At 63.2% G+C, this 23,145-nt stretch carries 24 protein-coding genes and 1 tRNA gene; 3 read left to right on the top strand and 22 right to left on the bottom strand.

Features of this window, described 5'->3' with window-relative positions; all coding sequences use genetic code 11:
* Positions 1 to 635: 635 nt before the first annotated feature.
* The 8 genes from E4662_RS09575 to E4662_RS09540 form a co-directional block, all read right to left on the bottom strand.
* Positions 636 to 1,358: an alanyl-tRNA editing protein gene (locus E4662_RS09575; protein WP_136441312.1), complete on the bottom strand. Its 723-nt coding sequence runs from the start codon at positions 1,356 to 1,358 to the stop codon at positions 636 to 638.
* Positions 1,355 to 3,766 (bottom strand): DUF3772 domain-containing protein, encoded by a 2,412-nt coding sequence (locus tag E4662_RS09570; RefSeq protein WP_136441311.1) that lies wholly within the window; start codon positions 3,764 to 3,766, stop codon positions 1,355 to 1,357. The genes E4662_RS09575 and E4662_RS09570 overlap by 4 nt, the downstream gene beginning before the upstream one ends.
* Entirely contained in the window at positions 3,763 to 4,797 is a 1,035-nt protein-coding gene (locus E4662_RS09565) for a cysteine synthase A (protein ID WP_136441310.1), read from the bottom strand. The genes E4662_RS09570 and E4662_RS09565 overlap by 4 nt, the downstream gene beginning before the upstream one ends.
* Before the next feature lie 366 nt (positions 4,798 to 5,163).
* Positions 5,164 to 6,279, bottom strand: coding sequence for a gamma-glutamylcyclotransferase (locus E4662_RS09560; RefSeq protein WP_276606307.1), 1,116 nt, complete (start codon positions 6,277 to 6,279; stop codon positions 5,164 to 5,166).
* 12 nt (positions 6,280 to 6,291) lie between these two features.
* Positions 6,292 to 6,732: a TrgA family protein gene (locus E4662_RS09555; protein ID WP_136441308.1), complete on the bottom strand. Its 441-nt coding sequence runs from the start codon at positions 6,730 to 6,732 to the stop codon at positions 6,292 to 6,294.
* Between the two features lie 6 nt (positions 6,733 to 6,738).
* The gene (locus E4662_RS09550) at positions 6,739 to 7,977 is read right to left on the bottom strand and encodes an SAM-dependent methyltransferase (RefSeq protein ID WP_136441307.1); all 1,239 of its coding nucleotides are present in this window, start codon (positions 7,975 to 7,977) and stop codon (positions 6,739 to 6,741) included.
* 79 nt (positions 7,978 to 8,056) lie between these two features.
* Entirely contained in the window at positions 8,057 to 9,478 is a 1,422-nt protein-coding gene (locus E4662_RS09545; protein ID WP_136441306.1) for a cryptochrome/photolyase family protein, read from the bottom strand.
* Positions 9,479 to 9,897: 419 nt separating this feature from the next.
* Entirely contained in the window at positions 9,898 to 10,410 is a 513-nt protein-coding gene (locus tag E4662_RS09540) for a DinB family protein (protein ID WP_136441305.1), read from the bottom strand.
* 136 nt (positions 10,411 to 10,546) lie between these two features.
* On the opposite strand from E4662_RS09540, the gene E4662_RS09535 reads away from it, so the two are divergent.
* Positions 10,547 to 10,984, top strand: coding sequence for a MarR family winged helix-turn-helix transcriptional regulator (locus E4662_RS09535; protein ID WP_136441304.1), 438 nt, complete (start codon positions 10,547 to 10,549; stop codon positions 10,982 to 10,984).
* 127 nt (positions 10,985 to 11,111) lie between these two features.
* Here E4662_RS09535 and E4662_RS09530 read toward each other — a convergent pair.
* The 12 genes from E4662_RS09530 to iscR all read right to left on the bottom strand — a co-directional run bounded on the left by E4662_RS09530 (position 11,112) and on the right by iscR (position 20,065).
* Positions 11,112 to 11,188, bottom strand: a tRNA-Arg gene (locus E4662_RS09530).
* Positions 11,189 to 11,240: 52 nt separating this feature from the next.
* The gene (locus tag E4662_RS09525) at positions 11,241 to 12,461 is read right to left on the bottom strand and encodes a cysteine desulfurase (protein WP_136441303.1); all 1,221 of its coding nucleotides are present in this window, start codon (positions 12,459 to 12,461) and stop codon (positions 11,241 to 11,243) included.
* A complete protein-coding gene (locus tag E4662_RS09520; protein WP_136441302.1) occupies positions 12,454 to 13,035 on the bottom strand; it encodes a hypothetical protein in 582 nt (193 codons plus the stop codon). Before E4662_RS09520 ends, E4662_RS09525 begins: the two co-directional genes overlap by 8 nt.
* 2 nt (positions 13,036 to 13,037) lie before the next feature.
* Complete coding sequence (locus tag E4662_RS09515) at positions 13,038 to 13,535, bottom strand: YIP1 family protein (protein WP_136441301.1); 498 nt, start codon at positions 13,533 to 13,535, stop codon at positions 13,038 to 13,040.
* Positions 13,535 to 14,812, bottom strand: coding sequence for a SufB/SufD family protein (locus E4662_RS09510; RefSeq protein ID WP_136441300.1), 1,278 nt, complete (start codon positions 14,810 to 14,812; stop codon positions 13,535 to 13,537). The genes E4662_RS09515 and E4662_RS09510 overlap by 1 nt, the downstream gene beginning before the upstream one ends.
* On the bottom strand, positions 14,813 to 15,565 hold the full coding sequence (gene sufC, locus E4662_RS09505) for a Fe-S cluster assembly ATPase SufC (protein WP_136441299.1): 753 nt from the start codon (positions 15,563 to 15,565) through the stop codon (positions 14,813 to 14,815).
* Between the two features lie 30 nt (positions 15,566 to 15,595).
* Entirely contained in the window at positions 15,596 to 16,198 is a 603-nt protein-coding gene (locus E4662_RS09500) for a hypothetical protein (protein WP_136441298.1), read from the bottom strand.
* Complete coding sequence (locus E4662_RS09495) at positions 16,195 to 16,509, bottom strand: heavy metal-binding domain-containing protein (protein WP_136441297.1); 315 nt, start codon at positions 16,507 to 16,509, stop codon at positions 16,195 to 16,197. Before E4662_RS09495 ends, E4662_RS09500 begins: the two co-directional genes overlap by 4 nt.
* A 76-nt stretch (positions 16,510 to 16,585) precedes the next feature.
* Complete coding sequence (locus E4662_RS24060) at positions 16,586 to 16,762, bottom strand: hypothetical protein (RefSeq protein WP_168797945.1); 177 nt, start codon at positions 16,760 to 16,762, stop codon at positions 16,586 to 16,588.
* Between the two features lie 175 nt (positions 16,763 to 16,937).
* The gene (sufB, locus tag E4662_RS09490) at positions 16,938 to 18,470 is read right to left on the bottom strand and encodes a Fe-S cluster assembly protein SufB (protein ID WP_136441296.1); all 1,533 of its coding nucleotides are present in this window, start codon (positions 18,468 to 18,470) and stop codon (positions 16,938 to 16,940) included.
* 16 nt (positions 18,471 to 18,486) lie between these two features.
* Complete coding sequence (locus E4662_RS09485; RefSeq protein WP_136441295.1) at positions 18,487 to 19,530, bottom strand: cysteine desulfurase family protein; 1,044 nt, start codon at positions 19,528 to 19,530, stop codon at positions 18,487 to 18,489.
* 70 nt (positions 19,531 to 19,600) lie between these two features.
* Positions 19,601 to 20,065 (bottom strand): Fe-S cluster assembly transcriptional regulator IscR, encoded by a 465-nt coding sequence (gene iscR / locus E4662_RS09480; protein ID WP_136441294.1) that lies wholly within the window; start codon positions 20,063 to 20,065, stop codon positions 19,601 to 19,603.
* A gap of 188 nt (positions 20,066 to 20,253) precedes the next feature.
* Here iscR and E4662_RS09475 point away from each other — a divergent pair, with 188 nt between their 5' ends.
* Complete coding sequence (locus E4662_RS09475; protein WP_136441293.1) at positions 20,254 to 20,907, top strand: alpha/beta hydrolase; 654 nt, start codon at positions 20,254 to 20,256, stop codon at positions 20,905 to 20,907.
* A 9-nt stretch (positions 20,908 to 20,916) separates the two neighbouring features.
* Here the strand turns inward: E4662_RS09475 and E4662_RS09470 are convergent, their stop codons facing one another.
* Positions 20,917 to 22,185 (bottom strand): flagellin, encoded by a 1,269-nt coding sequence (locus tag E4662_RS09470; protein WP_168797944.1) that lies wholly within the window; start codon positions 22,183 to 22,185, stop codon positions 20,917 to 20,919.
* Positions 22,186 to 22,387: 202 nt separating this feature from the next.
* On the opposite strand from E4662_RS09470, the gene E4662_RS09465 reads away from it, so the two are divergent.
* On the top strand, positions 22,388 to 22,672 hold the full coding sequence (locus E4662_RS09465) for a hypothetical protein (protein ID WP_136441291.1): 285 nt from the start codon (positions 22,388 to 22,390) through the stop codon (positions 22,670 to 22,672).
* Between the two features lies 1 nt (position 22,673).
* Here the strand turns inward: E4662_RS09465 and E4662_RS09460 are convergent, their stop codons facing one another.
* On the bottom strand, positions 22,674 to 23,105 hold the full coding sequence (locus tag E4662_RS09460; RefSeq protein WP_136441290.1) for a DUF1801 domain-containing protein: 432 nt from the start codon (positions 23,103 to 23,105) through the stop codon (positions 22,674 to 22,676).
* Between the last annotated feature and the right edge of the window lie 40 nt (positions 23,106 to 23,145).

Here is a 23,145-nt window from a genome sequence, read left to right as displayed (position 1 = left end):
TTCAAGGCAGCGTAGGCGGAGTTGAAAGGCGAGGCAACCAGACCATGCGCCGGGGTCATGCTTCCTCTGGTTACGGTCCCGGCAAGGTCCGCCTGTGTCTGCGCCTCGCCGAGTATCCAACGGTGTTTGACGCGCCTCCACGGGAAGACGTGGCTTTGACGGTTTTCCGGGTCATGACGCGGCACGCCCTGCCATCGCCATCTGGCTTTCCTATACGGCTGGGATTGGACGGTACCTTTTTTGGATGTGGGCCATTGCAGCGGAACCCACATCCGTTACCGATCTCGCTTTTGCCGGGCTGATGCAATTGGCCTGCAGCAGCCATTGAGTTCACCCCGTCCCGGACTTGATCCCGGACCTCAGGGTTAGAGCACAAGCCGCGCCTATCGGCGGGCCGTGGTACGGCGATCCTACCTCTGATCCCCTTGATTTATCCCTGCCACTGGCGCGCTAGGCCGGTGTGGTGCCCAGCACCAACCCAATCGCCGTGCCGCAGGGACGGCCCGTCGATGGGCGCGGCGGCCTGCGGCCTTGTTCCGCGCCTGTGGTGAGATGACCATCCGTTTCAGGCCAATTTCGAAACCGGAACGGCTCACGGTCAGCGACACCTATGTGCGCGCAACCGCCTCTCCCCCTCAGCTGTCCAGCACAATGCTGATCCGGCGGTTCTGTTTGCCCTTGTTCTCGACTTTGCGGATCCGCACCGCGCCGATCTCGCCGGTGCGGGCGACGTGGGTGCCGCCGCAGGGTTGCAGATCGACCCGCCCCTGCCCTTCGCCGATCCAGACGAGCCGCACCGCGCCAGAGCCGCGCGGCGGTTTGACCGAGAGGGTTTTCACGAGGTCGGGGTTGGCATCAAGATCCGCTTCGGTGATCCAGTCCTCGCCCACAAGAAGGTCCTGATCGACCATCTGGTTCAGCGCGCGTTCCAGCGCATCCTTGTCGCTTGGCGGCTCCGGCATCATGAAATCGAGCCGGCCACTGCCCGCCCCGATCTGACCGCCGGTGACCGGCAGGGGCACCACCACGCTGAGCAGATGCAGCGCCGTGTGCACCCGCATGTGCTTGTGCCGCCGCTCCCAGTCGAGCACCTGCACCACATGCGCGCCCTCGGGCGGCAGCGCCGCAGGCTCGGCGGGCACCAGAACAGAGCGCGCGCCGTCGTCATGTTTGACCGCCGTGGCGATGGGCAGGCGCTTGCCATCCCATTCGAGCCAGCCGCTGTCGCCCGGCTGGCCGCCGCCCTTGGGGTAGAACAACGCAGGCTCGACGATCACGCCGCCCTCGTCCGTGTGGCCGGTTACGCGGCCCTTGGCCTCGCGCAGGTAAGGGTCCGTTCGGTAAAGCGCGTCGCTCATTTGTCTGCATCCCCGTCGTCAAAAGCCGGTCCCGAGGCCGCGCGGCGCGCCACTGGATCGACAGCCGTGTAGTCCGGCCCTTGGTCCGGTGCAGGCTTTTCCCCGACCAGAGCCTCCGGGTTCCGGATCCAGATATCGCGCTGCGCAAAGGGTATCTCGATCCCCTCGTCGGCAAAGCGTTCGTTGATCTGGTGGTTCATTTCGGTCTTGACCCCAAGCCCCTTGTTGATGTCGCGCAGGATGGCGCGGATCTCGAAATCAAGGCTGTCCGCGCCAAAGCCCTTGAACACCACGTAAGGCGCGGGGTTCATCAAAACCATGTCGTGATGGCGCGCGATGTCCAGCAGGATGCGCTCGACCTTGCGGGTGTCATTGCCATAGGCCACGCCCACCGGCACGATGATCCGCCCCAGCACGTTGCCGCGCGTGTAGTTCGTCACTTGCCCGGACACCAGATCGGCGTTCGGGACAATCACGTCAAAGCGGTCAAAGGTCTCGATGCGGGTGGAACGGACGGAGATATCCTTGACGATGCCATGCCGCCCGCCAACCTCGATCCAGTCGCCTTCGGAAATCGGGCGCTCGATCAAAAGAATGATGCCGGAGACAAAGTTCGACACGATATTCTGCAGGCCGAAACCGATACCCACCGACAGCGCACCGGCCACGATGGCGAGCGACGACAAGTCCAGCCCCCCGGCGGTTACCGCGATCACAGCGGCAAGGAATATCCCGATATAGCCTACGCCGGAGACCACGGCGTTCTGCGCGCCCTGATCCAGTTGGGTCTTTGGCAGGACGGTGCTGCGCAGCCCCCCCTGCAGCAGCCGCGTGAGCGTCAGAAGCGCGACAAAGACCACCGCGACCAGCAGGAAATCGGTGGGAGAGATGCGCGTCTCGCCCATCTGGAAGCCTTCGCGGAACTGCGTCCAGAGTTCCGTCAGATCCGCCACCCGCGCGCCCCAGATCAGGGCCAGCGCGGGGATGGCCGCGAGGATCAGCAGGATCCCGGCAAAGACCGGAAGCAGGCTGCCGGAGTCCTCGGCGCATTTGCCGGTGACCAGCTCATAGAGGTCATTGACCACCCGCTGCAGCACCAGCACGAGCCCCACCACCGCCAGCGTGGCGATGAACGGGTAGATCAGCATCTCGCCGACGCGGAAGTAGCCGATCGCCGACATCAGCGGCCCCAGCACCCCCAGCACCATAGCCGCGCGCCCCAGCAGGCGGGCAAAGCGCAGGCGGAACGGGCCTTCGTCCTCGCGCGCGGCCTTGGTGCCTGCCAGCGGCGCGTGGTTGCGCACGCGGCCCAGACGGAACAGGAAGAAGCCGGACAGCGCCAGAAGCGGGAAGTCCATCACCGCCGTGGCGGCCTCCGGGATGTTGTCAAACTCCACCAGTGCCTGCAGCACGGAGCGCAGCACGTATGTCACCGCGAGCAGGTTGGCATAGGTGCGCGCCCGGTGGCGTTCGTCTCGCGCCAGCGGCATGGTGGCGATGTCTTCGTCGTCGTTGAAATTCTGATCCGCCAGCCAGCGGATGGTCAGCATGATCAGCGCCCACGCAGGCACCAGCTCAAGGATCACAGTCCAGCGCTGCCCCACCATGCCGGTGGCGAACAGCGCCTCGGTCAGCGCGTAAATCCCGGCAAAGGGCAGAATGATCTGCCCCAGAGACAGCACAAAGCGCCAGATGCCCGTGCCCCGGCGTGTTGCGCCGCGCAGCTTGTCCACAGCCGTTCGCGCCCAGCCCTGTCCGCGCATCAACAGGGTAACCGCCAGCGCCACCAGAAGCAGGATCAGCGGCAGGTTTTGCCGTGCTTCGGCCTGCAGGGCAGCAGAGCCGACATTGCGTTTAAGTTCCGACCACGCATCGCCGATGGCCGAGTTCAACGCCTCCAGCGCGTCGTCCCAATGCGCCGGGTTTAGCGGCGACGGGCCGAGGTTCAGAAGCTCTTCGGTCTGGCGGTTGCGGATGGTCAGGTCGATCTCGGAGATGATCCCGTCCGCCCGCGTATAGGCCTCTTCGGCACGGGTCACGGGCGCGCGCAGGCGGGTCAGTTGATCGGTCAGGTCGGCACGGCGCGCGGCCAGTTCTTCGTCTTCGCTCTCGCCCTCGGCCGGGGCGGGGCCAAGCGCGGCAAGCTGCGCCTCCACACTGCTGATGCGCGGCGCATTGGCATCCTGCGCCGCCAGAAACGTATCGCGCCAGCCGGTCAGCTCTGCGCGCAGCGATTCCAAAGCCGTGTCGGAAGCCCGGCCCACCTCCACGGTGGTTTCCGCGCGCACGGCCAGAGCGGCCCATGCGTCATAGTCGAGCCTCTCGGCGTCCTGGGCGAAAACCGCCCCCGCCAGAGACAGAAACAGCGCTACAAGGAGCGCTGCTGTCCGATATGCTACTTGTGTCATTGGTCCTCAAAGACACCCGGTATGCTGGCCGGCGCCCGGGTCAGCCATGGCGGCGTCGGCAGGCCTTTTTCAGCAAGGAATTCCGGGTTGTAGAGTTTGGATTGATAACGTGTGCCGTAGTCACACAGAATGGTCACGATGGTATGGCCCGGCCCCATTTCGCGCGCCATGCGGATCGCACCGGCCACGTTGATGCCCGACGAGCCGCCAAGGCAGAGCCCTTCGTCCGCGAGCAGGTCAAAGACCACCGGCAGCGCTTCGGCATCGGGGATGTTGTAGCACATGTCCGGCGTGAAGCCTTCGAGGTTGGCGGTGATGCGCCCCTGCCCGATGCCCTCGGTGATGGAGCCGCCCTCCGCCTTGTGCTCGCCCGTGGTGTAATAGTTGTAGAGCGTCGCGCCGTCCGGGTCCGCAAGGCCGATCTTCACGCCTTTGGGCTGCAGCGCCATGCCGACGCCTGCCAGCGTGCCGCCCGAGCCCACAGCACAGACAAAACCATCGACCTTGCCGCCGGTCTGATCCCAGATTTCCGGGCCGGTGGTTTCGATATGCGCCTGACGGTTGGCGACGTTGTCGAACTGGTTGGCCCAGATCACGCCTTCATTGGTGGTGCGCGCCAGCTCTTCGGCCAGACGCCCGGAGTAGCGCACATAGTTGTTCGGGTTGCGGTACGGCGCGGCCGGCACCTGCACCAGCTCCGCCCCGGCAAGGCGCAGCATGTCCTTCTTTTCCTGGCTCTGCGTCTCGGGGATGACGATGACCGTCTTGAAGCCCATCGACGCCCCCACCAGCGCAAGGCCGATGCCGGTGTTGCCCGCGGTGCCTTCAACGATGGTGCCGCCGGGTTTCAGCAGGCCCTTGTCGATGGCGTCCTGAATGATGAAGAGCGCGGCACGGTCCTTGACGGACTGGCCGGGGTTCATGAACTCCGCCTTGCCGAGGATCTCGCAGCCGGTCTCCTCCGACGCCTTGTTCAGGCGGATCAGGGGGGTGTTGCCAACGGCCTGAGCCAAATCCTTCGCGATCCGCATGCGGTGTCCTTTCAATTCGCTTGTCCGTAATGGTGTAGGGCCGGGACTGGGGGAACTCAAGGGGGCGTGGGGGGTGCGCAGAGTATCCGAGGCTGGCCAAACGTCCTCAAAGCTTTTTCCCGAGAGTCGACTGGCGGTGCGAACGGCCCCAAGTAGCCCCCGGATCGCCTTGCGATCCGGTTCGCGCATGCACTTTGCATGCCTCCGGCATGGCCTCGCCCCCGTTTCGCCAGAGGCGAACCTTTGGTTCGACGGCGGGTGCGAAATGGTGGGACGGTGCAACTGGTTGTAAAGTGGATGCTTTGAAGGGATGTCGGTGCCAATGACATGGCCGCCCTCGAGGCCGGGCGCGAACCTCTGTTTCGCTCAGACCGCCGCCCGCAGCCCGTCCCGCTTTGTCGCCAGCCACAGCAGCATCATCGCCAGAGGCACCGCGTTGACCTCGCCGCTCTCGATCAGCGCCATGGCCTGATCGAAGGGGATCACGTGGTTGCGGATGTCTTCGTTTTCCGACGCCAGACCGCCCTGCCCCTGCGCCGCGCGGTCCGACAGATCGCAGACCCCGAGGAACATGTGAAAGAACTCCGTGGAGTAACCGGGAGACGCATAGCCGTTCAGCATCGGCTCGATCCGGTCGATCTTCAGCCCCGCTTCTTCTACCGCCTCACGGCGCGCGGTCTCCGACGGCGGCTCGCCCACATCCACCAGCCCGGCAATCGGCTCCAGCACCCAGGGCGCGGGATCGCCGCGCTGGATCGGGCCAAAGCGCAGCTGTTCGACCAGCATCACCCGGTCCGTCACCGGATCATAGGGCAGCACCAGCGCCGCATCGAAGGCCACAAAGGTCTCGCGCGGGATCTCACCGCTTTGGCCGCCGTCAAAGCGTTTGTGGGTCAGGTTGAAGGCCTTGATCCGGAAGAACCCGTCATAGCCCTCGCGCTCGCGCACGATCCGGACGTCGTCCATGGTCATCGGGTTGCGCAGGGTCTGCGGCGCGGCCACGCGGGCCATCTGCCGCGCCCAGGCGCGGGCGCGGAAAAACGGCAGAAGGGTCTGAATCAGAGCGGCGTCCTGCTTGCCATAGCGGTCCATGACCTCTTGCGCGGCGATCATTGTCATGTCCGCCCATTGCGCGGCCCAGGCCTCCAGCGACCAGAGCGGACCGGTCTGCCAATGCCCTTCGCGCGGGAAATAGACCTGCGCGGGGCGCGGGCCGTCTTCGGTTTGAACGGTCACCTCGATCAGGTCGTAAGCAAAGCCGCCCTCGTAGAAATCGAGCCGCTTGACGTCTTCCTCTGACAATCCCGGCATCAGGACGCCCTGCGCCGCGGCCTCGGGGTTTCGGACGATCATCGGGAAAGGCTGATCCTTGGCCTGATGCGCGGCAAAGCCGGGCAGGCTGGCTTCGACGCGCTCCGGCACATCGCGCCCCAGAACCAGCGACAGCAAAGGCACATGCCGCAGCGTGCCGTAAAAAAACAGGTCAGGCAGAGGTTATCTCCAACGTCCGGCAGCAATTTCCGAAAAGAACCCGGTCACCAGCGCGCCGCAGATCAGCGACATGAGGACCGTGGGGTTGATCAGCACCTCGCCGAACTCCACCATAATCTGGAAGGTGTCGGCAAAGGCCTCTACGGGCCCTTCATAGCGGTGCTTCATGGCCTGTCCGACCATTTCGTTCACCGCCTGTACAAACAGCCCCCAGAACACCAGCGCCACCACCCCGGTGATGCCGTTGCCCACTGCCGCCGACTGCCCGCGCCCGGCGCGGTTGCCCACGACGATCCAGCCGATCACGAGGCCAAGGCCTGCGTTGATGATGCTGAAGATGCCGAAGGCCGTGGAGGCGGGCAAAAGCGTCTTGATCAGTTCCGACACGCCAAACCCAAGCGCCGCAAGGCACAGGGCGGCAACAAGTTTGGCGGCGGTGGGCATGAGAGGCTAGCTCGGTTTGGTGACTGTTATCTGTGTTACATCACAGTTACCGAAGTGAAACGTCGCCGCGCAAGCGGTAAGATAGAAATTCCACATTCTTTGAAAACGAGTGTCGAATCCCTGCCGCGCAATCTGGGGCCACTGTTCGTTGAAGTCCTTGTACCAGCGGCGCAGGGTGATCGAATAGCTCTCGCCAAATTCCTGGCTTCCGCCGTCCAGCAGCCCGGCCTTGGCGATCTCTTCGCGCAGGATCACCGGGCTGGGCAGCATGCCGCCGGGGAAGATGTACTTCTGGATGAAGTCAACCCCGTTGCGGTAGACCTCCCAGCGGCGATGCTGAACGGTGATGATCTGCAAGGCAGCAGAGCGCCCCGGTTTCAGGCATTTCTTCAAAGTGCCGAAATAGACCGGCCAGTATTTCTCGCCCACCGCTTCGAACATCTCGATGCTGGCGATGCCGTCATAAACGCCGGTCTCGTCGCGGTAGTCCTGTAGTTTGAAGGTGACTTTGTCCGACAGGCCCGCCGCCTTGATGCGCGCCTCGGCATAGTCGAACTGTTCTTTGCTGATGGTCAGGCAGGTGACGCGCAGGCCGCGCTCGGCGGCGGCATATTCCGCAAATCCGCCCCAGCCGCAGCCGATTTCCAGCACGTGATCACCGGGGCGCACCCCCATGCGGTCCACGAGGGCCGCGTATTTGGCGATCTGCGCCTCTTCGGTGGTCTCTGTGCCGGTCTCAAAGAGCGCGGAGCTGTAGGTCATCGTCTTGTCGAGCCACAGCCCGTAGAAGTCATTGCCCAGATCATAGTGGTGCGCGATGTTCTTTTTCGAGCCGCGTTTGGAGTTGCGTTGCAGCCAGAAGCGCAGCTTTTCATAGGCGCGGACCAGCCCCATGCCGGGATAGCCATCGTACAGCTCGTCATTGTCCGCATGCACCAGATCAAGGAAGGTCTGCAGGTCCGGCGAGGACCACCATTGCTCCACATAGGCCTCGCAAAACCCCAGATCGCCTTCGCGGATCAGCCGGGCAAAGACATCCGGGTTGTGGACATTCAGCACCGCTTCGGGCCCTTGCTGTTTGCCCGTCGCACGGAACACGCGGCCATCGGGCAGGACAAAATCGATCTGTCCTTTCTGCATCTCCGAGGCCGCCTTGAAGACCTGCGCAAAGTAGCGTGGCAGGCCGGCTTGTCCGTCGGTGCTAGTGAGCACTTCCACGAACTGGCTTTCATCAACGTGTTTCATCAACATCCCTCCCCGGGGCTAGTGTAGCAGAAAAAGACGCCTCTGGGGGCCGCGCTGTGTTTTTTGTCGGTCTCAAGGGTCAGAAGCCCCTGTTTTCATAGGCATTCAGCGCCGCCCTGCGCCCGGCATCCAGCGCCACAACAGGGGCCGGGTAAGGATCGGAGGCGGCGATAGGCCAGCTTTGCGGGATGGCGTCGAAGTAGCTCAGGGCGGTTTCGGACGGGATCAGCCGCCCTTCGCTGAGCCAACGGTCCCGATAGGCCTTGTCCGGGTCGAACTTCTCCGCCTGCGTGTCGGGGTTGAACACGCGGAAATAAGGCGCGGCATCCGGCCCGCACCCCGCAACCCATTGCCAGCCCATGGCGTTCGAGGCCGGATCCCAGTCAATCAGGCAGTCCTCGAACCAGCGCATGCCGATTTTCCAATGGGCCATCAGGTGCTTGGTCAGGTAGGAGCCGACAATCATCCGCACGCGGTTGTGCATCCGCCCGGTCACATACATCTCGCGCATCCCCGCATCGACAAAGGCGATGCCGGTGCGGCCCTGTTTCCAGGCGATGACCTCCGGGCGGCTCTCGTCCCCGGACCATGGGAACGCCTGCCATTCCTCGCGCCAGTTGTCGCTCAGCATATGCGGCGTGTGCCACATCAGGTGGTAGGCAAACTCGCGCCAGGCCAGTTCCTTGAGGAAATGCTCCGCCCCGGCTGCGCCTTCTTGCATGGCGCGCTGGCCTGCGTGCCAGCAGGTGGCCGGGCTGATCTCACCCAGCGCGAGATTTTCCGACAGGCAGGAGGTGGCGTCTACCCCGGGAAAATCGCGGCGCGCTTTGTAACCGGAGGCCTTTTCCGCGATGAACGTCTCGAGCCGCGTTTGCGCCGCCGCCTCCCCCAATTGCACGTAAGGGCGCACCACCGCCGCGCCCCGGCGCATGGCATGGCCAAGGGTCCAGTCCGCGAGGGTTTCGCTGGCGGGCCAGCTCTCGGGCACGGGCAGTTTTCCGGGTGCGGGCAAAGGCGCGGGCACGTCATGGGTGCGCGCCTCGCGCCAGAACGGGCTGTAGACGCGGTAAAACCCGCCCTGCTTGGTCTGCACCGTCCACGGCTCGAACAAAAGATGCCCGGCAAAGCTCTCTGCCTCTACACCGTCCTGGCTCAGCATGGCCTTAACGGATTTGTCGCGCGCCACGCTTTGCGGATCATAGGCGCGCATCCAGTACACCGCCCCTGCACCAGTTTCGGCAATCAGCGCCTTGAGCACCGCCTGCGCCGGGCCGGAGCGCAGGATGAGGCGGGAACCGACGCTGGCAAGCGCTTGCGCGAAATGCTCCAGCCCAAGCCCGAACCGCCATTTTGGAGCGGCGCCAAGACCGTCGACGCTTTCGTCGCGGATGAAGACGGGGATGACCGGGCGGCCCGATTTTGAAGCGTTAAAAAGCGCGGCATGATCACTGAGCCGCAGATCACGTCTGATCCAGACCAAAATGGGGGATGTGTGCGGCAAGCCTGCCTCCGAGGTTCTGTTTCAACGGTTATCAAGCCGCTGTTTGTCATGTGTACGGAGGAGGTTACCGGCTGGATCAAAACTTGTCGCAGCAGATTTGCCCGCCACGGCGGGGTCTGCCGGACGGGGGTTCGCCGATATGTGATGTAAGAGCCTGAAAAAGGCGGCCGCCAAGATACGGATAGTCATGGCCGGGGCGTTCAAACCCGGCATATTCGTCTGATCAGATCGAACATCCCCCAGGTGGGGCTGCCCGCATGGCTGGTGAGGGCCGCGCGGATCAATCCGAGTTTTCAGTTGGATCCGGGGAGAAACCTGCCTTGCGTTCGTGAACAAGGGGTTAGTGGAGCGTGCGGTGGCCTGGAGGCCCCGGGTCATGCCCGGGGCGGGAAGGAATGGTTTGTTCCGCGCCAAAGCCGTCACAGCCAAGGCCCCTCCTCCGGCATGAACACGATATCCGACACCGGGGCATCGCTTCCGGCGGCGGTCAGCATGGCGTGGATTTGCCCCCGGTGGTGGGTCTGGTGGTTGAACATATGCATGATGCAGAGCCCCAGCGGTTTCTCCAGCGTGCTGTCACTCAGGGCCGAATACCATGTGAGCGGCCCGGTCAGGTCAATCGCCTGCAGCCCTTCGGCCCATTTGAGCAGCGCGGCATCGGTGCGGAAGCGGTCCACCGCCCAGGCGTCGCTCCCGTCGGTCATATCGGTTCCCGGCGGCGGTGTGTCTGGCGCCTCGCCCACCCCGAAGCGGTTCAGCCACATCCTGTCCCCCCAGAGCAGATGGTTCGCAGTGCCAAGGATCGAGCCAAAGAACGCCCCCCGCTCCTTGGTCAGCGCGCCTGTGTCCAGCGCGTCGAAACAGGATTTGAGCTGGCGATTTTGCCAGCCATTGTAGCGCGCCATCGTCACGCAATACTCTGGTGTGATCATCTTCGGCAGTCCTTTGGTGGTTTGAAACAAGGGTGCGGCACGTCTTGCCGCAACGCAAGGCACAAGGGTCAGGATGCGTGGTTGCAGAGCGGGCCGTGTGTTGGCATGCTCCGAACGCTGAAAAAACGGAAGTTCCATGACCGACCTGCCCGATTTTGATCTTGCGCGTTTTACGCCTTACCGTCTTGCCGTTGCCGCGCAGGCCACGTCCGAGGAACTGTCACGGCAGTATCGGGACCGGTTCGGCATCTCGATTCCCGAATGGCGGGTGCTGGTGCATCTGACACAGGCGGATGATGTTTCTGTGCGGGACATCGAAGCGCGGGTAGCGATGGAAAAAAGCAAGGTCAGCCGCGCCGCGTCACGGCTGGAAGCGGCCGGGCTGATCACCAAACGGGCGCATGAGACGGACCGGCGTCTGCTGCGGCTGTCGCTGACCGGCAAGGGGCGCACGATGATGGCGGAACTGCTGCCGGTGGCGGAAGCCTACCAGCGTGAGATCGAAACCCGGCTCGGCCCGGCTTTCGAAGCGCTTGAGGCGGGGCTGGCCGCGTTGCTTGAGCAGGAGAAGTAGGGCTGCCTTTGACGGGCATAGATTTGCGCAAGCCATGAGGTCCCGGATCAGGTCCGGGATGGGGTGTGCTCAAGTACAGCCCTAAAGCCATGACCCGCTCATCATCCAACAGCAATTGAAAGGAAAATGGCGCACCTTAGAGGATTCGAACCTCTGGCCTCTGCCTTCGGAGGGCAGCGCTCTATCCAGCTGAGCTAAAGGTGCCTGAAGGGGCGTATAACGCCCCTCTTTCGGCCCTGCAAGACAGAACCGCAGATCAGCCGAAGAGTTCCTGCGCCAGTTCCAGCGCATCCACCAGAACGTCCACTTCCTGCTTCGTGTTATACAGGCCAAAAGACGCGCGGCAGGTGGCCGTTACCCCGAGGTGATCCATCAATGGCCCGGCACAATGGTGGCCTGCGCGCACCGCGACGCCCTTCTTGTCGAGGATCGTCGAGATGTCATGCGCATGGGCCGCGCCCCTCATGGTGAAGGAGAAAATCGCCGCCTTGTCCGCCGTGGTGCCCTGAACGTTGAGCCAGTTCAACCCGCCGAGCTTTTCGCGCGCATAATCACGCAAGGACGCCTCATGCGCCGCGATGTTCTCCATCCCGAGGCCCATCATGTACTCAAGCGCCACCCCAAGCCCGATCTGCTGGACGATGCCGGGGGTGCCGGCCTCGAACATCATGGGCGGGTCGTTATAGGTGACCTCCTCCTTGGAGACCTCCTTGATCATGTCGCCGCCGCCCAGGAAGGGGCGCATCTCGGCCATGCGGGCCTTGCTGATCCAGATCGCGCCGGAGGCGGAGGGGCCATAGAGTTTGTGCCCGGTGATGGCGTAGAAATCGCAGCCGATCTCTTCGACGTTGACCGGCATATGCACCGCCGCCTGAGAGCCGTCGACCAGAACCGGCACGCCCTGCGCCCGCGCCCCGTCACAGATCGCCTTGACGTCAACAACCGTGCCCAGAACGTTGGAGCATTGCGTGACGGCAATCAGTTTGGTCTTGGGCGTGATGGCATCGAGCACCTTTTGCGGGTCCAGCGCGCCGGTGGCGTCCACATCCACCCATTTGATCACCACCCCCTGCCGTTCGCGCAGGAAGTGCCACGGCACGATATTGGCGTGGTGCTCCATCACCGACAGGATGATCTCATCCCCCGCCTCAAGCCGCGGCATGGCCCAGCCGTAAGCGACAAGGTTGATGCCCTGCGTGGTGCCGGTGGTGTAGACGATCTCTTCGGGATCGGAGGCGCCAAGGAAGCGGGCGATGGTCTCGCGCACGGCTTCGTATTTGTCGGTGGCGAGGTTCGACAGGTAGTGCAACCCGCGGTGGACGTTGGCGTATTCTTCGGCATAGCCGCGCGTGACCGCGTCGATCACCACCTGCGGTTTCTGCGCCGAAGCCCCGTTGTCGAGGTAGACCAGCGGTTTGCCGTTTACCTCGCGGGAGAGGATCGGAAAATCACGGCGGATTTCGGTGACGTCATACATTGCCTGTAAGCCCTGTTGGAGTGAAGCCCATGAGGCCGAGAAGGAAAGACAGCCCGACCGTCGCGGCGACAAGGCCGAGGATCAACACGGCGACCGCCTTGATCGGGCTGGAAAACCCGTGCGCCTCGTCAATGAAAGCGACGCAGATATACGCGCCAAGCGCGGCGACGCCAAAGGCGAGAAGATTGGTGATACCGCCGAAGAGCGGTTGCAGTAGGCTGAGCGCCGCCTGCGGGACAAGGCCGATCAGGTTGAGCCAGATCAGCAGCAGCGCGATGTCGCGGAACTTTGCCTTGCCGCCAAGGAACAGGCCCACAACCGTGAAGCCGGCCATGGTGGCCAGCATCAGAACCGCGCGCAGCCCCATCAGCGCCAGCGGGCTGCCGAGCGCACCTGCGAGCCCGGCCGGTGCGGTCAGCACGATGGCCATAGCATAAATCAGCGCGTTGCAGATGATGGCCAGCGCAAAGCCCAGAAGCAGCGCCTCGGTCGGCAGGCGCAGGCTGAGCAGCAGCCGCGCCACCTGGTTCGGGGCGGTGACGGTTTGCACGCCAAGCTTGATCAGCCCGTCCATGCCTACGCCCCCTGCCCGCTGCCTGCGCGATGCGCGCCGCGCATGCCCTGCACCCAGAACCACGCAAAGACGGCAAACCAGACCGCGCCCACGATGCTGAGCGCCGGGCCTGCGCCGATGAACCCGGCCACAAGCCCGTTCAGCAGAACCAGCGGCGAAGAGGCCAGCAAGGCCCAGACCAGCGCCAGCCGCGCGCCAAAGCCGCCGCCGCGAAAGCCCAGCGGTGTGCCGATGACCCCGGTGAGAAACCCTACCGCGTAAACGATCAGCGGAAAGATAAAGACAATCGCCAGAAGCGTGCCGCCGAGCAGCATGTTCAGGTCCTTGTCCGCAAGATGCGCCTCGCGCGCCAGCGCAGGCCAGCGCGCAACAAAGAAGATCACGCAAGCGCCCATGACAAGCGCCAGAAGCCGGTCCTCGCGAGGACCGGCTTGCAGCAGGCGTTCAACCACCTTGCCGGGGCCGCGATAGGTCGCGACGATGTCCTGTGTGACAGGCATCAGCCGCGACGACGCGCCAGCCAGCCGGCAACGCGGCCGTTGATCTCTTCCTGCAGGTCTTCGTCCTCGATCTCCTGCACCGCTTCGGCGATGAAGGCGATGGTCAGAAGGTCCTCGGCGATGCCGCGCGGCACGCCGCGCGCGCGCAGGTAGAAAAGACCGTCCTCGTCGATCGCGCCAGAGGTGGAGCCGTGCGAGCAGGCCACGTCATCGGCGTAGATCTCCAGCTCGGGCTTGGCGAGGAACTGGCTGTCGTCATCCAGAAGCAGCGACTGGCTGATCTGGTAGCCGTCGGTTTTCTGGGCGTCGGGCTTCACAAGGATCTTGCCCTGGAACACGCCGGTTGCGCCGTTGCGCAGCACCTTCTTGAACACCTGGCGGCTTTCGCAATTCACCGCGTCATGGGTGATGAACACCGTGTCGTCGTGGTGAAAATCACCATCGCCCATGCAAGCGCCCGCCACATGCGCCACCGCGTCATCGCCGGTCAGCTCGATCACGCACTCATTGCGCGTCATCACGCCGTTGGCGGTCAGGGTGAAGCTCTTGAAGGTGCTCTCCTTGCCCAGCCGCGCAAAGGTGTGCGTGGCCGCGCGGCGCTCGTGATCGCGCCCCTGCGTGCGGACATGGTGCAGCGCGCCGGTGTCGGCGATGTCCACTTCCATGACCTTGTTGAAGCGTGCCGCCGCCGGGCCGTTTTCGAGGATCGTCACCTCGGCATCGGCATCTACCTTGATCACGTGATGCAACATCACGTCGGAGGTTTCAGAGGCGTGGCTGTAAATCAGGTTGATCGGCTTCGACGGCTTGCCCGTGACGTGGATCAGCACGCCATCGCTGGCAAACGCCGTGTTCAGCGCCGCAAGCGGGCGTTCCACCGGATCCTGACCATTGGTTTCCAGAACACCGTAGATATCCTTGGCCCAGTGGATGTCCGCGACATCGGCCAGACGCGCGATGCTCACGCCTTCAAGGCTCAGATCGTCCGAGGCTTCGGCGTCAAAGACACCATCGACAAAGACGATTTTGAGCCGGTCGCGCGCGCCGAACATGTCTTCTTCTTCGCCGTCAAACAGCGCCGCCGGAAGCGGCTCTGCGCTGACCAGCGATTGCGGCTTGGTGTATTTCCAATACTCGTCGCGCGAACCCGGCAGGCCCATCTGGCGCACCCGCGCCAGCGCGTCCTGCCGCGCGGCATCCGACCAGCCGCCCGCAGGCAGGGTCAGCGCCGCGATGCGTGCTTCGGTTGCGTCTGTTTTGACTTGTGCAACAGCCATTTACGCCTCCTCAAGCAGATGGGCGTAGCCCTGCGTTTCGACCTCAAGCGCCAGCTCGGGGCCGCCGGTCTTGATGATACGGCCATTCGCCATGATGTGCACGACGTCCGGTTTGATGTGGTCCAGAAGGCGTTGGTAGTGGGTGATCACGAGGAAAGAGCGGCCCGCATCACGCAGCGCGTTCACGCCATCGGCGACCAGCTTCATCGCGTCCACGTCGAGGCCGGAGTCGGTCTCGTCCAGGATGCACATCTTCGGCTCAAGCATGGCCATCTGCAGGATTTCGTTACGCTTTTTCTCACCACCGGAGAAGCCGACGTTGACCGGGCGCTTCAGCATGTCGGCGTCGATCTTCAGATCCTTGGCCTTGGCGCGGATCACCTTGAGGAACTCGGCAGAGGTCATTTCCTCTTCGCCGCGCGCCTTGCGCTGTGCGTTCACGGCGGTGCGCAGGAAGGTCATGTTGCCGACGCCGGGGATCTCCACCGGGTACTGGAACGCCAGGAACAGGCCCGCTGCCGCGCGCTCTTCGGCTTCCATCTCAAGGATTTCCTCGCCCTCAAGCGCCGCCGTGCCTTCGGTCACCTCGTAACCGTCCTTGCCCGAGAGCACATAGGAGAGCGTCGACTTGCCCGACCCGTTCGGGCCCATGATCGCGTGCACTTTGCCAGACTCGACGGTCAGGTCGACGCCTTTGAGGATCTGCTTGTCCTCGTCTTCGAGCTTCACGTGAAGGTTCTTGATTTCCAGCATCTCGGTTTCCTCTTCGTCCAGATGCGCCGCTCAGGGCCGCAGCATGAAATTGACAAACCAGAGCAGCCGCTCCGGCTCGATGGGTCTCGGGGTCACATGGAACTGGGCCATGCGCCCGGTGATTTTCGGCTGGCCGAGGATTGCCTCGACCTTGTGGTAATGTTTGCGCTGCACATAGTCGTCGAACAGCACGGTAACAGGCTTTTGCGCCATGTAGGCGGCGGTCAGGGCGCAGGCCTGCCGGAAGCGGCCGTCGACCAGGATCACATCGGGCTGTTTGAAACCCGCCCTGCCCCAGACATCGAGCGCGTAGCGCGGGTAGCGCTGGAACTGCTCGTGATCCACAGGATGACCCCATTCCTTCGTGGCACCGATGTCGGACCAGAGGATCTCCACCTCGGTGCCCGCCGCCGGTGGGTTGTCCGCCAGATAGCCGCGCATCATCAGCGCCCAGTCCTTGCCGGATTCGACGGAATAAACCGTCTTGCCCGGCAGTTCGGAGGCGAGCACGGTCGAGCCGCCGGAGCCATACTCAAGGATGACATCCGCCGCCGTGTAGGCCGCACGCACCAGCGCGCCCTCGGCCTCCGGAAGGGTCAGTTCCGGGCGTGTTATGGTGGTCTGGGTGCTCACCCGAGCACCACCGCCGTGCCCGAAGCGCTGACCATCAACATGCTGTCGCCCACCACTTCGTAGTCCAGATCCACACCCACGACCGCCGTGGCCCCGCGCGCCGCTGCGCGCTCTTCCAGCTCACGCAGCGCGGTTTCGCGCGCGTCCTGCAGCTTGCTCTCATAAGCGCCGGAGCGGCCGCCCACGATGTCGGTGATCCCGGCAAAGAAATCCCGCACGACGTTTGCGCCCATGATCGCCTCGCCCACAACGATGCCCTTGTAGTCGGTGATCTTGTAGCCTTCGACGGATTGGGTTGTGGTCAAAATCATTGCTGTTCTCCAAAGATTTGCGCGCGATGCGCCGGGTTGGAACCGGTTGTGGCCCGATCTGCGATCCTGCGGCGCATCACTTCCCCCGCTTCATCACAAGCTGGGCAAAGAGGCTGCCGCAAAAGCCAGACACAAAGGACAGGCCGATCAGGACGGGCGGCGACAGCGCCATGCTGAGCGCCCCGACAACAACCGAGAAGAGCGCACAAAAGACGCCAGTCAGAACCGAAGTCATCAGGACCGCCCGTGCCATGGCTCAGCCCGCCTTCGACACGGCAGCGGCCTTGCGCAGGACGCCCTGCGCCAGCCGCCGGGCCTTGCCCGCGCCCACGGTTTGACTGATGGCTGCGACGAACACTGTGCGTCTCCCTTGCCCGGCTGTCCCGACTGTCCGTAGGGCGGGGCTCTGCCCCGGCCCTGCCCGGGCCTTAGCCCACCGATCCTTCCAGCGAGATGGCCACAAGCTGTTGCGCTTCCATGGCAAATTCCATCGGCAGAGCCTGCAGAACCTCACGGCAGAACCCGTTCACAACCAGCGCCACGGCTTCTTCTTCGTCCATGCCGCGCTGGCGGCAGTAGAAGAGCTGATCGTCGTCCACCTTCGAGGTGGTCGCCTCGTGCTCGACGCGCGAGGAATTGTTCTTCACCTCGATGTAAGGCACCGTATGCGCCCCGCATTTGTCACCAATCAGCAGGCTGTCGCACTGGGTATAGTTGCGGCTGTCCTTGGCCTTGGGGTGCATGGACACAAGACCACGATAGGTGTTCTGGGCCACGCCCGCGCTGATGCCTTTCGACACGATGCGCGATTTGGTGTTCTTGCCCAGGTGCACCATCTTCGTGCCGGTGTCGGCCTGCTGGTGGTTGTTGGCAATCGCAATCGAGTAGAACTCGCCCTGGCTCTCTTCACCGCGCAGGATGCAGGACGGGTATTTCCAGGTCACGGCAGAGCCGGTTTCGACCTGCGTCCACATCACCTTCGCCCGGTCGCCCCGGCAGTCGGCGCGTTTCGTGACGAAGTTGTAGATGCCACCCTTGCCGTTCTCATCCCCGGGGAACCAGTTCTGCACGGTAGAGTATTTAACCTCCGCGTCTTCCTCGATGATGATTTCAACCACAGCGGCGTGCAGCTGCGAAGTGTCGCGCTGCGGCGCGGTGCAGCCTTCGAGGTAAGAGACATAAGAGCCCTTGTCCGCGATGATCAGCGTGCGCTCGAACTGGCCGGTGTTTTCGGCGTTGATGCGGAAATAGGTGCTAAGCTCCATCGGGCAGCGCACGCCCGGCGGCACGTAAACAAAGGACCCGTCAGAGAAGACCGCACTGTTCAGCGTGGCATAGAAGTTGTCCGAAACCGGAACCACCGAGCCGAGGTATTTCTTCACCAGCTCGGGATGTTCGCGGATCGCCTCGGAGATCGAGCAGAAGATCACGCCCGCCTCTTTCAGCTCCTTTTGGAAGGTCGTGCCGACAGAAACGGAATCGAAAACCGCATCCACGGCCACCCGACGCTCGCCCTCCTTGGCCTCGGCAGGGGAGCCATCGGCCCCCTCGACCCCGGCAAGGATCATCTGTTCTTTCAGCGGAATACCAAGCTTTTCGTAGGTCGCCAGAAGCTTGGGATCGACCTCGTCGAGGGACTTGGGCTTCTCGGTCATGCTCGCCGGGCGGGCATAGTAATACTGATCCTGGAAATCGATTTCCGGATAGTCGACCATCGCCCAGTTCGGCTCTTCCTTCTGCAACCAGCGCTCGTAGGCAGCCAGACGCCACTCGGTCATCCACTCCGGCTCGTCATTCTTGGACGAAATCAGGCGCACGATGTCTTCGGTCAGCCCTTTTGGGGCGTATTCCATTTCGATCTCGGTGTCCCAGCCGTATTTATACGTGCCGACAGACTTCACCGCATCCACGGTTTCCTGATCCACGCCATCCTTGACGGTGACTTCATCCATAGCTGACATTCACGTTTCCTCTCGGTCAGGCGCCCCGCGCGCGGTGCTTCCGGTATTTCTCGGCCCAGACGTCGGCGAAACGCAGGACCTCTTCTTTGGTTGTGGATGGGCCAAGGCTCACCCGAATGGCACTCGACGCAACCGCGTCGTCATACCCCATCGCTGTCAGCACGCGGCTGGCGCGCACCTTGCCGCTGGAGCAAGCGCTGCCGGCGCTGATGGCAAATCCGGCGAGGTCCATCTGCATCACCTGCGTCTCCCCTTTCCAACCGGGAAGGGCAAAGCAGGATGTGTTCGGCAGGCGGTCCGCGGATTTCCCGATGAAAATAGTCTCTTTTGCAAAAGCCTCAATAGTTATTTCTAGAATATTTCTAAATTCTTCCACCGGCTCCCAGACGCCATCCGCCAAATCCCGCGCCGCCGCCTGCGCTGCGGCACCGAACCCCGCGATTCCAATGACATTTTCCGTCCCGGAGCGCCGTCCCATTTCCTGACCGCCGCCCTTGATCTGCGCGGCGATGTCCGTGCCGCGCTTGATCACCAGCGCGCCAATGCCTTTGGGCCCACCCAGCTTGTGCGCGGAAATCAGCGCCATGGTGCAGCCCATCCAGTTGAAAGCCACAGGTAATTTTCCAAAAGCCTGGGTGGCATCCACCACCGCCAGACCCTGCGGCAGGGCCTGGATCACCCCGGTCTCCGAATTGGCGGCCTGCAATACGGACCGCGCGGGATCCGCGACCTGAACGGCGCCCGCCTGATCCACGGGCAGGCCATCGTCCACCCAGGCCGCAACCGCGTCATGCTCGATCGCCGCGCCAAGATAACCCTGACCGGCGCAAGCCAGCGCTGCCGCCTCCGTCGCGCTGGAGACAAAGATCACATCCGCCCCATCCGCGCCAAAGGCCGTGGCCACCTGCGCCCGCGCCTTTTCGACAATCGCCTTGGCGGCACGGCCTTCCGCATGCACGGAGGACGGGTTCCCGACCACGTCCATCGCGGCCAGCATGGCCGCGCGCGCCTCTGCCCGCAAAGGCGTTGTCGCGTTCCAGTCAAGATAGGTCCGGCTCACCGCTGCCCCTGCTTCTTCTCTGTTCAAATATCCAAAACGCCGGGGCGCAGCCCCGGCCTACCGACCGGTGTCACTTGTCCTCATCGACAACCGCAAAAATCGACGGCACCGCCGGGCACGGGGCCAGCGTGTTGTCGATCACATCCGCAAGTCGCGTCTGGTGCAGGTACACATAGACCTGCGCCGAGAGGCTCTGCCACAGACGGTTCGACAGCGACTGCGCGCGCGAGCCGGAGGCCGCGCCGGAGGCCCCTGCCCCCTTGTGCATCGCGTCCACCGTTTCATCCACGGCGCTCAGAACATCCACAACACGAATGTCAGACGCGGACTTGGCCAGCTTGTACCCGCCACCCGGACCGCGCACCGAATCGACAAGACCGGCGCGGCGCAGCTTGACGAAAAGCTGTTCGAGGTACGGCAGCGACACGTCCTGCCGCTTGGAAATCTCGCTCAGCGTGACAAGGGTGCCTTCGGGTTGCAGGGCGATGTCGGTCAGCGCCACCATGGCATAGCGCCCCTTCGTACTCAGTTTCACGGCATTCCCCCTTCCCGCACCCGCGATTCGGGTGGCAATTCAATTGACCTCAGCCTGTCAATTGCTTATCTGCAATCCAGCCTGATCGAAACCGTGTACCACAGCGGCGCTCGATTTAGAATGTTTCTAATATTGCCGACTGAATTTGTCAAGAATTCACCTGAGGCCGCAAGAGGAAAACCCGTTTTATGCCCGAGGTCATCTTTCCCGGACCCGAAGGCCGCCTGGAAGGCCGCTACCACCCGCAAAAAGACCGTGACGCGCCGATTGCCATCGTGCTGCACCCGCATCCGCAGTTCGGCGGAACGATGAACAACAAGGTTGTCTACAACCTGCACTATGCGTTCTACAAAATGGGGTTCACGGTTCTGCGCTTCAACTTCCGGGGCGTGGGCCGGTCTCAGGGTGAATATGATCAGGGTGTGGGCGAGTTGTCCGATGCGGCCTCCGCGCTCGATTACCTGCAGTCAATGAACCAGAACTCCAAGCACTGCTGGGTGGCCGGTTTCTCCTTTGGCGCCTGGATCGGCATGCAGCTGCTGATGCGCCGCCCGGAGATCACAGGGTTTGTCTCGGTGTCGCCGCCGGCGAACATGTACGACTTCTCTTTCCTCGCGCCCTGCCCGTCTTCGGGTCTGATCATCAACGGCACCGCCGACAAGGTGGCCCCGCCCGCCGATACGCGCGCGCTGGTGAACAAGCTGCACGAGCAGAAGGGTATCACCATCACCCATGACGAGATCGACGGCTCCGGGCACTTCTTTGAAGAGCCCTACATGGACACGATGATCGACAACGTCACCGGCTACGTGAAACGCCGCCTGACAGAAAACACGCGCTAAGCCAGAGGCTTAGCGCAGAAGTTGCAAGAGAACCTGCGGGCTGCTGTTGGCAATCGACAGCGCCTGCACAGCAAGGCTCTGCTGGACCTGGAGCGCTTGCTGGCGGGCAGAGACCGCGGTCAGATCCGCGTCAACCATCGTGCCAACCCGCGATTTCAGCACCATCGCCATATCGTCTGCAAAGCGCGCCTGCACGTCGATCTGACGCTCTGCCGCCCCAAAGGCGCTCGCCGCCCGCGCGGCCACATCGACGGCAAGATCAATCCGGTCGAGCGCCGCCGTGCGGTCCGAGGCCTGCGTCAGGTCCAACCCGTTCAGAAACCCCAGGCCGCCCCCGCTGCTATCGGTGGCATCATATTGCCGGACGCGCACGGTGAAACTTCCCGATGGGGCATCTGCGCCAACCGAAATGGTCATCTGACCCGTCGCGGCGCCCGCCGTGGCGGTGATTCCGCATCCCGATAACCCACTGTCCGTAATATGTTTATTGAAGGCCGAGATCAGCGCCGTCTTGACGTCATTGCCGGTGGCGCTGTTGCCCGCAACAAAAGCCAGATCGCTTTCGGAGGTGGTGTTCAATCCCGAAAACCCGCCGCTCGCGCCGGTGATCTGCAAGGAAAACCCGGTCCCTGCGGCGAAGGAATCGCGGACGGTCACGGTGGAGGAGCCCCCGGCGGACAGGCTGGCCCCGCTTTCCATCGCACCTGACATCGCATTCAGCGCGTCGAAGACCGCGGTTGACCCGGCCGTGATCTCTGCCGCGTCCAGACGCAGGTCCTGTCGGGCCACGTTGAATTTCAGCGAGTCGGCGAAGCGTCCACCCGCAAAGGCCATCACGTCGAAATCGCCGGTTTCTTCGCCGGCCCCTTCGTCGCGCAACAGGTTCAGACCGTTGAACTGCGCCGAGCGCACCACGGTTTCCACCTGCGCCATTTGTGCCTCGAAGCGGGCTTGCAGTTTTTCCGCGTCCGCCGCCGGAGTATCGGCAGCGATGATTGTTTGCTTCATGTTCCCCAGCGTGTCGACAAGGGATTCCGCCCCGGAGCGCGCAACCGATATCGTCGCCTTCCCCATGTCGAGGCTGGATTGGACCGCGACAAACCCCGCGACATCCGCTTCCACCGTTTTCGAAAGCGCCCAGAACGCGGCATTGTCCTGCGCGTTGGCCACCCGTTTTCCCGTCCCAAGCGCATTTTGCACGCGGTCGGCATCTGTCGCGATGGCTTGCAACGTGCGCAACGCCACCTGCGACGACATATTCGTCACAAAGCTTGTCATTTTCACCCACCCAAAGTGATGCGGGCGCAAAACACGCCCGGATCTCATTCATTCCGCTCTCACCCAAGAGCGAGGTCCAAAAGAGCAGCCCAGTGTTAAAATAGCCTGAAGCCCGCCAAGTTTTTTGCAGCGGGTTGAGCTTCATCTGCCCGCTGGGCATAGTGCCGCGCATCCGCCCCGTTACAGGAAAGATCGCACCCGCATGTCATCCGTGCTCGAAGACCTTGCAGACAAACTCGCCGCTGACACCATCAAAGCGATGGACGCGCTGGATGAAGACCGGCTGTACGAACAGGTGGCCAAGGTGCTTGGGGCCTCGTCGCAGACCGCCGAAGAAGCGTATCTGACGTCGATCCGAATTCGCCTTGCGGAGCGCCGTGGGCGGGAGTTCCTCACCAAACACGTCAAAGAGGCGTTGGAGGCGAGGAAGCGCGGCGAGGCGATCCCCGAGGCTATCGCGCCCGGATCGGACAACGAGAATCTGTGATCTACGGCTCCGCGCGGACCGGCCAGCGTGTGTTCAAATCGTCCAGCCCGGCCCGGATCAGCTCCGCCAGAACATCCTGATCCACCTGGCTGAGCCGCCCGAGATAGAGGCAGGACTTGCCCAGCTTGTGCGGCCCAAGCCTTTGCAGAATATCGGAAAAATCCGAATACCCCGGCATGATGTAAACCACCATGTTGGCTTTGCGCGGGGCAAATCCGGTGGCCAGGAAATCGCCCTCGCGGCCGCTGTCATAAACGTAGTGATAGGCGCCGTAGCCGATGATGCTCGGTCCCCAAAGGCGCGGGGTGAAGCCCGTCACGCGGCGAAACAGGGCGTCGAGTTGCAGCGCATCTTCGCGGCGCCCCGGCGGCTCTACGGCGTGCAAGAACGTCGGCACATCCGTGCCCGTTGCCTGCGTCTTGTTCTGGGACATCTTGCCCTCCTGCGCGCTTGGCGTCACACCTTGGTCATGA

Source organism: Pacificoceanicola onchidii (genome assembly GCF_004804335.1).
GTDB lineage: Bacteria > Pseudomonadota > Alphaproteobacteria > Rhodobacterales > Rhodobacteraceae > Pacificoceanicola > Pacificoceanicola onchidii.
Note: the sequence above shows the minus strand (reverse complement) of the source record. Positions and strands in the feature narration are given on the sequence as shown.